We start from the raw sequence: 14,671 nt of genomic DNA on the forward strand, positions 1-14,671 counted from the left end.
AGTAGGACGTCGCCAAGCAATTAAAAACACAAGTCTTTTGACTTGTGTTTTTTTTATTTCCCATGAAATAGGTTAGGTTCTGTTAGTAAAAATGATGAAATATAGTAAGGGATTTTTTGAGCAGAAATATTAAGAAATTGATAAATAAATGGATAATCTTCAGAGCCATAGCTTCCAAGTAAGTCATACCACCAATCTGTTTCATACCTAGAAATCATGCTTAAATTATAGAGCAATAAATAATGAACGAGGAGTTCGGGTAATACTGGTTTAGGATTTCTAGGATCAGTTGTAAGTGGTAAATAATAAGTATTAGTAAGATATTCATAGTATAAAGGAGTACTGTACATAGGATTCCATGATTGAATTGGCGCCGTAAAAAGTAAATTCGATTCATTAGTTTTCTCAGGTACATGTTGCATTGATAAATGCTTACAAGATGTTTCAATGTAGCGAGAAAATCTCTCTTTAGTCATATGTAATCGATCTAGTAGGTTGACTGAAAAGGAGAGCTCATTTTTAATTGTTGAATCGATTTTATATAAAGTTGATCCTTTTTGACTATAGCGGAGCAGATTTTGTAATTCTGGAATATTTCCCATTAGTTCTAACATGTTAAATTTTTCTGCTTCTAAGTGTTTCATGTGAAACAGTTGTTCTGCAACATGAGTAAACAATCCGTTTTTTTGTACCTTCACCTCATCTTCTAAAAATTGATACCCTTGTTTTTTTCGTTTGCGAGTTGTAACGCCATGAGCTAAAACAGTAGTGGATTCAGGATAGTTAGGATCAATGGTTAGTAGACATGCTTTAAAAAGTTGGCTAATTCCATAAAATAACAACATTGGTTGAATGGAAAATGGAGCTGTCTTATATAATTCATAATAATTTTTCCCGTGTTCTAAGTAATAAATAAAGGGATAACAATTTTCAAAACTTTTTTTTTCGGCATCCTGAATAGAGGATTTTTCATAACAACGGGCAAGATAACGTTGTACGTTTTGAGATGAAAAAAAGAAACTTAACTGCTGCCAAGTGCAAGATGTTTGATGCATATATTACGCTCCTTTTATTGTCTAAAAATTCTAACATATATATACGTCCTTGACAGTATTTTAACCAATTGATAAGCTACTAATAATAATTTCTGGTATCATAGGGGGAACAATTATGTGGGAATCTAAATTTGTTAAAGAAGGTTTGACTTTTGATGATGTATTACTTGTACCAGCTAGGTCAGATATATTACCAAGAGAAGTAAGTGTTAAAACAGTTTTATCTGAAAGCTTACAGCTAAACATCCCGTTAATTAGTGCAGGAATGGATACAGTAACAGAAGCTGACATGGCTATTGCAATGGCTCGCCAAGGTGGTTTAGGAATTATTCATAAGAATATGTCTATTGAGCAACAAGCAGAGCAAGTTGATAAAGTAAAGCGCTCTGAAAGCGGCGTTATTTCAGATCCTTTCTTCTTAACTCCAGAACATCAAGTATATGATGCAGAACATCTTATGGGAAAATATCGTATCTCAGGTGTACCGGTTGTAAATAATTTAGATGAGCGAAAATTAGTTGGTATTATTACAAACCGTGATATGCGCTTCATCCAAGACTACTCAATCAAAATTTCTGACGTAATGACAAAAGAACAATTAATTACAGCTCCAGTTGGTACTACACTGGAAGAAGCTGAAAAGATCCTACAAAAGTATAAAATTGAAAAACTCCCTCTTGTTGATAATAACGGTGTATTACAAGGGCTGATTACAATAAAAGATATTGAAAAAGTAATTGAATTCCCAAACTCTGCTAAAGATAAGCAAGGACGCTTATTAGTTGGAGCGGCAGTTGGTGTAACAGCTGATGCTATGCTTCGTATTGATGCATTAGTAAAAGCTAGTGTAGATGCAATTGTACTTGATACAGCTCATGGGCATTCTAAAGGCGTTATTGATAAGGTAAAAGAAGTTCGTGCTAAATATCCATCATTAAATATTATCGCTGGAAATGTTGCTACAGCTGAAGCAACGAAAGCATTAATTGAAGCTGGTGCAAACGTAGTTAAAGTTGGTATTGGACCAGGTTCTATTTGTACAACACGTGTTGTAGCTGGTGTTGGTGTACCACAATTAACAGCAGTTTATGATTGTGCAACCGAAGCTCGTAAACACGGTATTCCAGTTATTGCTGATGGGGGTGTTAAGTACTCTGGTGATATGGTTAAAGCTTTAGCAGCAGGAGCACATGTTGTTATGCTAGGTAGTATGTTTGCTGGTGTTGCCGAAAGTCCTGGAGAAACTGAAATTTACCAAGGTCGTCAATTTAAAGTGTATCGTGGTATGGGTTCTGTCGGTGCGATGGAAAAAGGAAGTAAAGATCGTTACTTCCAAGAAGGAAATAAAAAACTTGTTCCAGAAGGTATTGAAGGACGAGTACCATATAAAGGACCTTTAGCAGATACAGTTCACCAATTAGTTGGTGGCTTACGTGCAGGTATGGGATATTGCGGAGCACAGGATTTAGAATTCTTACGCGAAAATGCACAATTCATTCGTATGTCAGGTGCAGGCTTACGTGAAAGTCATCCTCATCACGTACAAATTACAAAAGAGGCTCCAAACTACTCATTATAATGTCTTATATACAAATAGACAGAGATTTGATATCTCTGTCTATTTTTTTTTGATTATGTTAGAATAACGGTTATGTGAGTACATAGATATTGGGGGTAGCAAAAGTGAAAGGTATGTTTTGCAAGAGATTCATTGCTTTGGTAACAGTGCTTACACTAGCTTGTAGCATTTTTATGCCATATAGCAATGCATCAGCTGAAACAGGAGCCGCTTTAAACATTGAAGCAGGCGCGGCAATTTTAGTAGAAGCGAATTCTGGGAAAATTTTATATCAAAAGAATGCAGATGAATTATTATCCATTGCTAGTATGACAAAGATGATGAGTGAATATTTAGTTCACGAAGCAGTGGATAAAGGAAAACTTAAGTGGGATCAGAAAATTAAGGTTTCTGAATATGCATATAAGGTTTCACAAGATGCTTCATTATCAAATGTTGCATTAGAAAATGGTGGCTCTTATACAGTAAAAGAGTTATATGAGGCAATGGCAATCTTTTCTGCAAATGGTGCAACAATTGCATTAGCAGAAGCAATTGCAGGTAAAGAAGTAGATTTCGTAAAAATGATGAATGATAAATCGAAAGAACTAGGGTTGAAAAATTATAAATTTGTCAATTCTACAGGTTTAACGAATAAAGATTTAAAGGGAATGCACCCTGAAGGAACAACAGCAGATGAAGAAAATAAAATGTCTGCAAAGGATGTTGCAACTTTAGCACAACATTTAATTAAAGATTATCCAAAAGTGTTAGATACAGCAAAAATTCCTAAAAAAGAATTCCGTCCAGAAAAAGAGAAGTTTGCAATGTCAAACTGGAACTGGATGTTAAAGGGCTTAGTTAAAGAATATGATGGCGTAGATGGTCTGAAAACAGGCTCAACTCCAGAAGCAGGAGATTGCTTCACTGGTACGGTTGAAAGAAACGGTATGCGTTTTATTTCTGTAGTTATTAAAACAAGTTCTCATACAGCACGTTTTGATGAAACAAAGAAGCTATATGATTATGGATTTGCTAACTTTGAAGTGAAACAAATGTATAAAAAAGGTTCTTCAGTAAAAGGACAAGAAACAGTAAGAGTAGAAAATGCGAAAGATAAAGATGTAGCAGTTCAAACGAAACAAGCTATTTCACTTCCAGTGCCAAAAGGAAGTAAAGATGTTTATAAAACAGAATTAAAAGAATCAAGTAAGGGACAAGAAGCACCTATTAAAAAGGGAGCTGCGCTTGGTCAAATGGTAATTACGCCAAAAGATACAAACGACCCTGGATTTTTAACTGGTAAGTCGTTGCAAGTGGATCTTGTAACAACATCTGAAGTAGAAGAAGCAAACTGGTTTACTCGTGCTATGCGCGGAATTGGTTCATTCTTTAGTGGTATGTGGAATAGTGCTGTTGATACAGTAAAAGGTTGGTTTTAGAAGCTCCTCATGGTAGGGGCTTTTTTTTTATTCCTATTTTTCATACCGACTTTATGAAAAAGTAGTAGACAAGCATCTGATAGTTAGTGGTAGAATGTAAGAGTATTCTTAATTTTCGCCTTTAACGGGGGAAAGCAATTCACCTAGGGGGGTTTTTGTACATGACAAATGTAACAGGGACAGAGCGTGTAAAACGTGGAATGGCAGAAATGCAAAAAGGCGGCGTTATTATGGACGTAATTAACGCTGAACAAGCAAAAATTGCAGAAGAGGCAGGCGCAGTTGCCGTTATGGCATTAGAGCGTGTACCAGCAGACATTCGTGCAGCAGGTGGCGTTTCTCGTATGGCAGACCCAACAATCGTTGAAGAAGTTATGGGTGCAGTGTCAATTCCGGTTATGGCAAAATGCCGTATCGGTCACCTTGTAGAAGCACGTGTATTAGAATCATTAGGGGTAGACTATATCGATGAGAGTGAAGTATTAACTCCTGCTGATGAAGTATACCATTTAAATAAACGTGATTACACAGTTCCATTTGTATGTGGTTGCCGTGATATCGGAGAAGCTGCACGTCGTATTGCAGAAGGTGCATCTATGCTTCGTACAAAAGGTGAACCAGGAACAGGAAACATTGTAGAGGCAGTGCGTCATATGCGCCAAGTCAATGCAGAAATCCGTCAAGTTGCGAGTCTACGTGAAGATGAGTTAATGACATATGCAAAAAATACTGGTGCTCCTTACGAAGTATTACTTGAAATTAAACGTCTTGGTCGCTTACCAGTTGTAAACTTTGCGGCAGGTGGTATAGCAACGCCAGCAGATGCTGCATTAATGATGCAACTTGGTGCTGATGGGGTATTTGTTGGATCTGGTATCTTCAAATCAGAAAACCCAGAGAGATTTGCACGTGCAATTGTTGAAGCAACGACTCATTATGAAGATTACGAACTAATTGCAAGTCTTTCTAAAGGATTAGGTAATGCAATGAAGGGTATCGAAATTTCAACGTTATTACCAGAACAACGCATGCAAGAGCGTGGATGGTAATTAAAGGAGAACTTTAAAATGGTGAAAATCGGTGTACTAGGTCTTCAAGGTGCAGTTCGTGAACATGTAAAATCAGTTGAAGCAAGTGGTGCAGAAGCTGTTGTTGTAAAGCGTATAGAGCAACTTGAAGAGATTGATGGTCTTATTTTACCAGGCGGTGAAAGTACAACAATGCGCCGTCTTATTGATAAGTATGCTTTCATGGAACCACTTCGCACATTTGCAAAGTCTGGTAAACCAATGTTTGGTACATGTGCAGGGATGATTCTTCTTGCGAAAACACTTATTGGCTATGAAGAAGCACATATTGGTGCTATGGATATTACAGTTGAGCGCAATGCGTTCGGACGCCAAAAGGATAGTTTTGAAGCTGCGCTTTCAATTGAAGGCGTGGGTGAAGGCTTCGTTGGTGTATTTATCCGTGCGCCGTATGTTGTAGAAGTAGCTGATAATGTTGAAGTGCTTTCTAAGCATGGTGACCGAATGGTAGCGGTAAGACAAGATCAGTTTTTAGCTGCTTCATTCCATCCGGAATTAACAGATGATCATCGTGTAACAGCATACTTTGTTGAAATGGTAAAAGAAGCGAAAATGAAAAAAGTTGTATAAGTAACTTGCAACTTGTATAAGATTATAGTAAATTGATGGTAACAATTTTATAAAATAAGCGTGTTGATAGGAAATAGTAACAAATGTTGTTTCTTATAGAGAGTCGATGGTTGGTGGAAATCGATAGAAACAGTTTGTGAATCCATCCTGGAATGGAATGTGGAACATCTTTTGGATTAGTAAGCATTCCCGGTGAAGAGCCGTTATTTCTACTTGAGAGGAAAGTGGTAATGCTTTCAACTAGGGTGGCAACGCGGGTTAACTCCCGTCCCTTTATATAGGGACGGGAGTTTTTTGTGTTTTATAAAATAAAAGGAGGAGTATATAATGCTTGATATTAAATTTTTACGTACAAACTTTGAAGAAGTAAAAGCGAAATTACAGCATAGAGGTGAAGATTTAACTGATTTCGGACGTTTTGAAGAACTTGATACGAGAAGAAGAGAACTACTTGTTCAGACAGAAGAATTAAAAAGTAAACGTAATGAAGTGTCTCAACAAATCTCTGTATTAAAGCGCGAAAAGAAAGATGCAGAAGCTCTAATTTTAGAAATGCGTGAGGTTGGAGAAAAAGTAAAGGATTTTGATAACGAACTTCGCACAGTTGAAGAAGACTTAGAAAGATTAATGTTATCTATTCCAAATATCCCTCATGAGTCTGCTCCAGTCGGTGAAACAGAGGATGATAATGTAGTAGCGCGTACTTGGGGAGAAGTAAAAGAATTTACTTTTGAACCAAAACCACATTGGGATCTTGCTACTGATTTAGGAATTTTAGATTTTGAACGCGCTGGGAAAGTAACAGGAAGCCGCTTCGTATTTTACAAAGGTGCTGGTGCAAGATTAGAGCGTGCTTTAATTAGCTTTATGCTTGATCTTCATACTGATGAGCATGGATATGAAGAAGTATTACCTCCATATATGGTAAACCGTGCAAGTATGACAGGAACAGGACAACTTCCAAAGTTTGAAGAAGATGCATTCCGTATTGAAAGTGAAGATTATTTCTTAATTCCAACAGCTGAAGTACCTGTAACGAATATGCATCGTGATGAGATTTTAAATAAAGAGCAATTGCCTATAAGATATGCTGCATTTAGCTCTTGCTTCCGCTCTGAAGCAGGTTCAGCTGGTCGCGATACACGCGGTTTAATTCGCCAGCATCAGTTCAATAAAGTAGAGCTTGTGAAGTTCGTAAAACCAGAAGATTCTTATGAAGAGTTAGAAAAATTAACAAATGATGCAGAACGCGTGTTACAATTATTAGAGTTGCCATATCGCGTTATGAGCATGTGCACAGGCGATTTAGGATTTACAGCAGCGAAGAAATACGATATTGAAGTATGGATTCCAAGCTATGGCACATATCGTGAAATTTCTTCTTGTAGTAATTTTGAAGCTTTCCAAGCGAGACGTGCAAATATCCGTTTCCGCCGTGAGCCAAATGGAAAACCAGAACATGTCCATACATTAAATGGATCTGGTCTTGCAATTGGACGTACGGTTGCAGCTATTTTAGAGAACTACCAACAAGAAGATGGTACAATTATAATTCCAGAAGTTCTTCGCCCTTATATGGGAGGAAAAACAGTTATTAAGTAAATTTAAACATTCATCGGTATGAGTGATTGGTAATTATGAGCGTTGTCAGTACTGTAATGTAGGAAGGGGAAAGTAAAATTTTCCTTTCCTCATAATTTATTTTAGTAGGGTTGACTAACTGTTTTTCTTTTGATATTATATTTGATGTCAATATGGAGGTATACCCAAGTCTGGCTGAAGGGATCGGTCTTGAAAACCGACAGGCGGCGAGAGTCGCGCGGGGGTTCGAATCCCTCTACCTCCTCCAGATATAATTGACAACAGCGCATATAAGTGGAGATTGGAGAACTCGTTACCAACACGTAACGAGTTTTTATTTTAAAACCAATCATAAAGTATGGTGTAAGGTAATTTTGTCCTTATTACACACTCATATTCCGATGATTATCTTCATGGATATGAAAGGAGTCAACATGGATCTTATTATACAAACGTTTCCTTTAGATGGAAAAACTTTATATTATGTACAATGTCCTGTCTGTAAGAACAATAGAATTTTAAACAGTGGTGCAAACGTATCACGCATTATTAGTGATGATACATTCCGTAAACTTTGTGGTTGTACTTGTGATGTAAAACCAGCTACGAATAAAGTAGAGGTGCCAAAACAAGTTAAAAAAGCAGCTGTAAAGAAAGAAGCGGCTCCAAAACGTACAGGTAAAGTATTAACGGCAGTAATTAATGGGAAAGAAATGACTGTTAAAGAGATTGCTGAAGCATACGATATTAGTACAAGTACTGTTCGTCAGCGTATTAACGCAGGAAAACCTGAGAGTGAAATTATTGCTCCAACAAAGAAGAAGTAATTTAATAGGAAAACCCGTGCATATGCACGGGTTTTTTATTTTACAAGTTTACGTGTTTGTTTTAAAAAATGGCCAATTTTTTTAATGATTGGTTCGATTGAATCCCCATCTTTTAAAATATCGTACTCATTAATATTTAAGCGTAATACAGGGCATGAATTAAAGTTGTTAATCCAGTTTTCATAACGTCCATGCATTTCTTTCCAGTACTCAATTGGCGTTTGCTGTTCCATTGGGCGTCCGCGTTCTTGAATACGATCGACAATATCATCGAAAGAACCTTCTAAGTAAATTAATAAGTCTGGATGAGGGAAGTAAGGAGTCATGACCATAGCGTCAAATAATCCTTTGTATGTTTCATAATCAGTTTCCGTCATCGTACCTTTTTCATGATGCATCTTTGCGAAAATTCCAGTGTCTTCGTAAATAGAACGATCTTGAACAAAACCGCCACCGTATTCAAAAATTCTTTTTTGTTCCTTAAATCGTTCTGCTAAAAAGTACACTTGTAGGTGGAAGCTCCAGCGAGTGAAGTCCGCATAGAACTTGTCCAAGTATGGATTGGAATCTACTTTTTCAAATGATGTGCGATAACCTAAAGCATTAGCTAATGCAGTTGTCATAGTTGATTTACCCACACCTACCGTTCCGGCGATAGTGATTACTGCGTCATTGGGTATATCATATTTTTGCCTTAAATTCATTATTATTTCGACTCCTTTAAGAGAGTATTTTGAAGGGCAGATAGGATGACGTTTAAATCATCAGGATTTTTTACAAAATCCATATCGTCTCCATTAAATTTCAATACTGGTATTTCCGGATGATCTTTTTTAAAAGCATCCATTGCTGTTTCATAATCTTTTGTGAGCTGTAGTAAGTAATTTGGATCCATGTTTTTTTCAAATTCTCTTCCGCGCATGGCGATTCGTTTTTGCAATGTTTCTAGGCTAGCTGTTAAATAAACAATGACGTTTGGCACAGGCATATCTTGTGTAAGGATACGATAAATTTGCATGTACTTGTCATATTGAGAGTCTTTTAATGTGCGGGATGCAAAAATTAAATTTTTAAAGATATGGTAATCCGCTACTACTGGTTTCCTTTGATTCAAATACTTTATGTTAATATCTTCTAATTGTTTGTATCTATTACAAAGAAAGAACATCTCTGTTTGAAAACTCCATTCGTCGATGTCTTCATAGAACTTTCCTAAAAAGGGATTTTCATCAACAATCTCTTTTAGTAAGTGGAGTTGCATGTGAGTTGAAATTTCCTTCGCAAGTGAAGTTTTTCCAACACCAATTGGTCCTTCAACCGTGATAAATGGTACTCCGGTCACGCTGTTTCCTCCTTTCAATCAGTGATTTACCGTGACTACTAAAAACACAAAACAGAATTATTGTAGCACAAGAGGGAAGCGAGCGGGTTAATTTGATATAAAAAGTTAGAAAATAGATATATGTATTAATTAAATTTTATTTTGGATGACGATGTTATATTTGCTTTCAATGTAGTTTCCATTATTTTTAAAGCATGTATATTATCTTGGTCGTTGTTAGAGGCGATACAATCCTGTGGTACATACAATGTATAATTTCTCATATGGGCATCATTAGCTGTAAATAGGATACATATATTTCCGGCAACTCCTGTTAATATTAGATTTTCTATTTTTAAATAACCTAGTAATGAATTTAAAGGTGTTTCATAAAAAGCGGAATAATGTGGTTTAATAAAAATGTAATCATCAGAATTTGGAGCAATTTTATGGATTATATTTTCGCTATATTTATTTGTGCAATGAGTAATAAGTTGGTCGATATCAGATCTCCAAAGTTGATAATGGTCATTAACGTAAATTATAGGATAGCCGAAGGATTTCATTTTTTTCTTTAATTGTAAAATAGGGTTTGTGATAGTCTCACATTTTTGAGCTAGAATGGGTCCGTGGGAAAATTGAAAGTCATTAATCATATCGATAATGAGCAAGGCGGTATTTTTCATATGTAATCCCCTCTCTTTTTTCTTTTAGGGTGGATTGAATATATAAAAGTTATCCCCTGTGTAGTAAATGGAAATAAGTGTACTTTATTTGTAATGAAAGGACTATGTTATGGAACAAGATCAAGATATTTATTTTATGCAATTAGCGATAGAAGAAGCCAAAAAGGCAGAGGAAATACAGGAAGTGCCAATTGGAGCAGTTATAGTGTTAGATGGTGAGGTAATTAGTGTTGCCCATAATTTAAGGGAAACTGAGCAAAGATCAATAGCTCATGCTGAGTTGCTAGCGATAGATGAGGCGTGTAAAAAATTAGGGACATGGCGTTTAGAAGATGCAATATTGTATGTAACATTAGAACCTTGTCCAATGTGTGCGGGTGGAATTGTTTTATCACGAGTGAAGCGAGTTGTATATGGTGCAAGTGATCCGAAGGGCGGGTGTGCAGGGACATTAATGAATCTTTTAACAGATGAACGCTTCAATCATCAATGTGAAGTAGTATCTGGTGTATTAGAGGAAGAATGCGGTACGTTGTTAACAAACTTTTTTAGAGAGCTTCGTAAAAAAAGAAAAGCGATAAAAAAATTAGAGAAAAATACTGGGAACTAACGTATTTGCATTTTATAAAGAAACAAGTTATACTGATAATGCCTTTAATGAAGGCAACCGAATATTGGTTTTAACTTTGCCGTGCTAAGCGGGGAGGTAGCGGTGCCCTATACTCGCAATCCGCTCTAGCGAGGCCGAATCCCCTCTCGAGGTTATGTTGCTGTAAGGTCTGCCTTAAGTAAGTGGTGTTGACGTTTGGGTCCTGCGCAACGGGACCTCGTGAACCTTGTCAGGTCCGGAAGGAAGCAGCAATAAGCGGGTCTTCTCGTGTGCCGCAGGAGTGCCTGAACCGAGCTAACTGCTTGAGTAACGCTTATGGTACGTAATCGACGGAGGGTGCACGGCAGTTATATATGTATACAAAACTCACCTTAATACAAAGGTGAGTTTTTTGTATAGAAAATAACTTTTGGAATCTATAAACAGAATGGGTTATAATAAATGAGATAATAACCTTTGAGGGAGGCCGTATTTTCGTGTCATACCAAGCGTTATACCGAACATGGAGACCGCAAAAGTTCGAAGATGTAGTCGGTCAAAAGCACGTGACAAAAACGTTGCAAAATGCCCTTCTTCAAGAGAAAGTTTCACATGCTTATTTATTTTCTGGTCCTAGGGGAACAGGAAAAACGACAATTGCAAAAGTATTTGCAAAAGCAATTAACTGTGAACATGCTCCGGTAGCTGAACCTTGTAATGAATGTCCTTCTTGTTTAGGAATTACACAAGGATCCATTTCAGATGTATTAGAAATTGATGCGGCTTCAAATAACGGTGTAGATGAAATTCGAGATATTAGAGATAAAGTAAAATATGCTCCAAGTGCTGTAGAATATAAAGTATACATTATTGATGAAGTTCACATGCTTTCTATGGGTGCATTCAATGCGCTTTTAAAAACCTTAGAAGAGCCGCCAGGACATGTTATCTTTATTTTGGCGACAACAGAACCTCATAAGATCCCGCCTACAATTATTTCGCGTTGTCAGCGTTTTGAATTCCGAAAAATATCAGTGAATGATATTGTTGAGAGATTATCAACGGTTGTGACAAACGAAGGTACGCAAGTGGAAGATGAAGCATTACAAATTGTTGCCCGTGCTGCTGAAGGTGGTATGCGTGACGCGCTTAGTCTTATTGATCAGGCTATATCTTATAGTGATGAGATTGTTACGACAGAAGATGTATTGGCCGTAACAGGATCTGTTTCTCAGCAATACTTAGGCAATTTAGTAGAATGCATACGTGAAAATGATGTATCAAGAGCATTACAGATCATAGATGAAATGATGAGTAAAGGGAAGGATCCAGTTCGTTTTATGGAGGATTTCATTTACTATTATCGTGATATGCTTTTATATCAAACTTCACCGCAACTAGAACATATGTTGGAACGAGTAATTGTAGATGATCAATTCCGTAAGTTGAGTGAAGAAATGCAACCGGAAGTGATCTATGAGATTATTCATACCCTTAGTAAGGGACAACAGGAAATGAAGTGGACAAATCATCCGCGTATTTTCTTAGAAGTTGTTATGGTGCAATTGTGTCAACAGTTTATGATGCAAGCAAACGGTACTGATCGTTTGCAAGCAATTATGAACAGGATGCAGCAATTGGAGAAAGAGTTAGAGCAAGTCAAAAAGAACGGTGTGCCAGCTGGTGTACAACAGGAAGTAAGAGAGACACGTGCAACACCAAAACCCGTACGAACAGGAAGTATGAAGATTCCTGTCGGGCGTGTAAATGAAGTATTAAAACAAGCGAAGCGTCAAGATTTAGAACAATTAAAAGCTGTATGGGGTGAGTTGTTAGGAAGACTCAAATCATATAACAAAGTAGCGTTTGCTGTTCTACTAGAAAATAGCGAACCAGTGGCAGCTTCAGATGACACTTACGTTTTAGCATTTCAATATGAGATTCACTGTAAGATGGCGAGCGAAAATCGAGAAGCTATGGATACAGTAGAACAAGCTTTATTTGAATTGCTAAGTAAAAGGTTAAATATGATTGCCATTCCAAAAAGTGAATGGGGTAAAATCCGTGAAGACTTTTTACAACGTGAAGGTGGAGAGTCTGAAGAAAGCCCGGAGAAAAAGGAAGACCCTCTTATAGAAGAGGCAGTGAAATTAGTAGGACAAGAACTCATTGAAATAAAAGAGTAATAATAATTAGGAGGAATTAATTATGATGCGTGGCGGAATGGGAAATATGAATAACATGATGAAACAAATGCAAAAGATGCAAAAAGACATGGCGAAAGCACAAGAAGAGCTTGGTGAAAAAACAGTTGAAGGTACAGCTGGCGGCGGAATGATTACAGTTATTGCAAATGGTCACAAGCAAATTCTTGAAGTGAAGATTAAAGAAGAGGTTGTAGATCCAGAGGATATCGAAATGTTACAAGACTTAGTGTTAGCTGCAACAAATGATGCACTTAAAAAGGCTGATGAGCTATCAAACTCTACGATGGGTAAATTTACAAAAGGCTTAAACTTACCAGGTGGAATGTTCTAGGAGGATATTGATACATGCATTATCCAGAACCAATATCAAAACTAATCGATAGTTTTATGAAGTTGCCAGGTATCGGACCGAAAACAGCGGTTCGATTGGCATTTTTCGTATTAGATATGAAAGAAGATGATGTGTTAGGTTTTGCGAAAGCACTTGTAAATGCGAAGCGAGATTTAGCGTATTGTTCTGTATGTGGACATATTACTGATCGTGATCCTTGTTATATTTGTAATGATTCGCATCGAGATCAATCAGTTGTTTGTGTCGTGCAAGAACCGAAAGATGTAATCGCGATGGAAAAAATGAAAGAGTATCAAGGTGTATATCACGTGTTACGTGGTGCGATTTCTCCTATGGAGGGAATTGGACCGGAAGACATTAATATCCCGCAACTCTTAAAGCGACTACATGATGAAACGGTACAAGAAGTAATATTAGCAACAAACCCTAATATTGAAGGGGAAGCTACAGCGATGTATATCTCCCGCCTCTTAAAACCTACAGGCATTAAAGTAACTCGTATTGCACATGGTCTGCCAGTTGGTGGAGATTTAGAATATGCAGATGAAGTGACACTATCGAAAGCATTAGAAGGTCGCAGAGAAGTATAAGAGGAGAAACAAAAATGTTCTTTCAAAAAAAGGGTAAATTGCGTAAAGAGTATGATGATAAGTTAATTGTACTTTTGGAAAAAGTGAAGAATGAGTGGTTACGTCAGAAGAGAATGGTCGAACAAAGTGTAGAACCATCTCAAGATGTCATTTGTTCTTTGAAAATAGCAGAGGCGAAATATTTCTTCTTGTTGAAAGAAGCAAAGCGTCGTCCTGTAAAAATGGAACAATGGTAAAGGGTTCTGCTTTCTGAGCAGGCCTTTTTATTTTATTTGTTAAATGCTGAGGTGTTGTTTTATTAGGTTTATATGAAAGAGATGCCGTTTATGATAACTGTTCTTTTTTATTGTCTTGTCCCATACAAATAGATGTATAGGTCATTCATAAGGAGGAAAAAATGAATTCTACAATTATTATTGTTGGCATTCTTACTTTAGTGTTTATTTTTCTTGTTTTTGGTGTTGCCTCTAAGCCATTACGTTTTATAGGAAAGGTGATTTTTCATGTTACTCTAGGCATAGCATTGCTTTTTATCGTAAATGTTGTAGGGACATATTTTGATTTTCATATCCCAATTAACATGGGTACAGCGGCAATAACGAGTTTATTAGGCCTACCAGGTGTGGCGGCATTAGTGATTATTAAGCTTTATATCATGCCAAGATAAAATTATTTTGGCATTTTTTTAAAAAGTGTTGACTATTAAATGATTAATATGGTAAATTAATAAGCGTCGTCAGGAACGAAAGAAAAAAGTTGTTGACAGATTTAATGAGAAATGTTAAATTATAAAAGTCGCTGAAAC

Annotated in this window: 16 protein-coding genes, 1 tRNA gene, 1 other RNA gene and 1 other annotated feature; of the genes, 14 read left to right on the plus strand and 4 right to left on the minus strand. The window is 36.7% G+C overall.

Going from position 1 to position 14,671, the window contains the following annotated elements; translation table 11 throughout:
• Positions 1 to 53 precede the first annotated feature (53 nt).
• Positions 54 to 1,055 carry a YaaC family protein gene (locus DN400_RS25470; protein WP_000554294.1) on the minus strand — a complete coding sequence of 334 codons (1,002 nt, stop codon included), beginning with the start codon at positions 1,053 to 1,055 and terminating at the stop codon, positions 54 to 56.
• Positions 1,056 to 1,170: 115 nt separating this feature from the next.
• Here DN400_RS25470 and guaB point away from each other — a divergent pair, with 115 nt between their 5' ends.
• The 7 genes from guaB (at position 1,171) to DN400_RS25505 (ending at position 8,121) form a co-directional block, all read left to right on the plus strand.
• Entirely contained in the window at positions 1,171 to 2,634 is a 1,464-nt protein-coding gene (gene guaB / locus DN400_RS25475) for an IMP dehydrogenase (RefSeq protein WP_000264089.1), read from the plus strand.
• A gap of 113 nt (positions 2,635 to 2,747) precedes the next feature.
• Positions 2,748 to 4,055, plus strand: a complete 1,308-nt coding sequence (gene dacA / locus DN400_RS25480; protein ID WP_125653127.1) for a D-alanyl-D-alanine carboxypeptidase DacA — start codon at positions 2,748 to 2,750, stop codon at positions 4,053 to 4,055.
• Positions 4,056 to 4,216: 161 nt separating this feature from the next.
• A complete protein-coding gene (pdxS, locus tag DN400_RS25485; protein WP_000186154.1) occupies positions 4,217 to 5,104 on the plus strand; it encodes a pyridoxal 5'-phosphate synthase lyase subunit PdxS in 888 nt (295 codons plus the stop codon).
• Between the two features lie 18 nt (positions 5,105 to 5,122).
• A complete protein-coding gene (gene pdxT, locus DN400_RS25490; RefSeq protein WP_065228310.1) occupies positions 5,123 to 5,713 on the plus strand; it encodes a pyridoxal 5'-phosphate synthase glutaminase subunit PdxT in 591 nt (196 codons plus the stop codon).
• Between the two features lie 54 nt (positions 5,714 to 5,767).
• Positions 5,768 to 5,989, plus strand: a binding site (T-box leader).
• Between the two features lie 51 nt (positions 5,990 to 6,040).
• Positions 6,041 to 7,315: a serine--tRNA ligase gene (serS, locus tag DN400_RS25495; protein WP_000884174.1), complete on the plus strand. Its 1,275-nt coding sequence runs from the start codon at positions 6,041 to 6,043 to the stop codon at positions 7,313 to 7,315.
• 154 nt (positions 7,316 to 7,469) lie between these two features.
• Positions 7,470 to 7,562, plus strand: a tRNA-Ser gene (locus DN400_RS25500).
• Between the two features lie 166 nt (positions 7,563 to 7,728).
• A complete protein-coding gene (locus tag DN400_RS25505) occupies positions 7,729 to 8,121 on the plus strand; it encodes a sigma factor-like helix-turn-helix DNA-binding protein (protein WP_000364192.1) in 393 nt (130 codons plus the stop codon).
• Between the two features lie 35 nt (positions 8,122 to 8,156).
• Here DN400_RS25505 and DN400_RS25510 read toward each other — a convergent pair whose 3' ends face one another.
• From DN400_RS25510 to DN400_RS25520, 3 genes are all read right to left on the minus strand, one after another.
• Positions 8,157 to 8,825, minus strand: coding sequence for a deoxynucleoside kinase (locus tag DN400_RS25510; protein WP_001053585.1), 669 nt, complete (start codon positions 8,823 to 8,825; stop codon positions 8,157 to 8,159).
• 2 nt (positions 8,826 to 8,827) lie between these two features.
• Positions 8,828 to 9,463: a deoxynucleoside kinase gene (locus DN400_RS25515; RefSeq protein ID WP_000148218.1), complete on the minus strand. Its 636-nt coding sequence runs from the start codon at positions 9,461 to 9,463 to the stop codon at positions 8,828 to 8,830.
• A gap of 125 nt (positions 9,464 to 9,588) precedes the next feature.
• Positions 9,589 to 10,128: a cysteine hydrolase family protein gene (locus DN400_RS25520; protein ID WP_000798736.1), complete on the minus strand. Its 540-nt coding sequence runs from the start codon at positions 10,126 to 10,128 to the stop codon at positions 9,589 to 9,591.
• A 109-nt stretch (positions 10,129 to 10,237) separates the two neighbouring features.
• On the opposite strand from DN400_RS25520, the gene tadA reads away from it, so the two are divergent.
• From tadA to DN400_RS25555, 7 genes are all read left to right on the plus strand, one after another.
• The gene (gene tadA / locus DN400_RS25525) at positions 10,238 to 10,738 is read left to right on the plus strand and encodes a tRNA adenosine(34) deaminase TadA (RefSeq protein ID WP_097997727.1); all 501 of its coding nucleotides are present in this window, start codon (positions 10,238 to 10,240) and stop codon (positions 10,736 to 10,738) included.
• Between the two features lie 79 nt (positions 10,739 to 10,817).
• Positions 10,818 to 11,082, plus strand: an RNA gene (ffs, locus tag DN400_RS25530) — signal recognition particle sRNA large type.
• A 132-nt stretch (positions 11,083 to 11,214) separates the two neighbouring features.
• Positions 11,215 to 12,903, plus strand: a complete 1,689-nt coding sequence (gene dnaX / locus DN400_RS25535; RefSeq protein ID WP_000121561.1) for a DNA polymerase III subunit gamma/tau — start codon at positions 11,215 to 11,217, stop codon at positions 12,901 to 12,903.
• Between the two features lie 25 nt (positions 12,904 to 12,928).
• A complete protein-coding gene (locus DN400_RS25540; RefSeq protein ID WP_014894853.1) occupies positions 12,929 to 13,255 on the plus strand; it encodes a YbaB/EbfC family nucleoid-associated protein in 327 nt (108 codons plus the stop codon).
• Positions 13,256 to 13,269: 14 nt separating this feature from the next.
• A complete protein-coding gene (recR, locus tag DN400_RS25545; protein ID WP_000559169.1) occupies positions 13,270 to 13,866 on the plus strand; it encodes a recombination protein RecR in 597 nt (198 codons plus the stop codon).
• 14 nt (positions 13,867 to 13,880) lie between these two features.
• Positions 13,881 to 14,102: a YaaL family protein gene (locus DN400_RS25550; RefSeq protein ID WP_000466019.1), complete on the plus strand. Its 222-nt coding sequence runs from the start codon at positions 13,881 to 13,883 to the stop codon at positions 14,100 to 14,102.
• A 161-nt stretch (positions 14,103 to 14,263) separates the two neighbouring features.
• Positions 14,264 to 14,533 carry a pro-sigmaK processing inhibitor BofA family protein gene (locus DN400_RS25555; protein ID WP_001089273.1) on the plus strand — a complete coding sequence of 90 codons (270 nt, stop codon included), beginning with the start codon at positions 14,264 to 14,266 and terminating at the stop codon, positions 14,531 to 14,533.
• Positions 14,534 to 14,671: the final 138 nt, after the last annotated feature.

The sequence above is a fragment of the Bacillus sp. AR8-1 genome, from assembly GCF_008042345.1.
In the GTDB taxonomy this organism is placed as follows: Bacteria; Bacillota; Bacilli; order Bacillales; family Bacillaceae_G; genus Bacillus_A; species Bacillus_A cereus.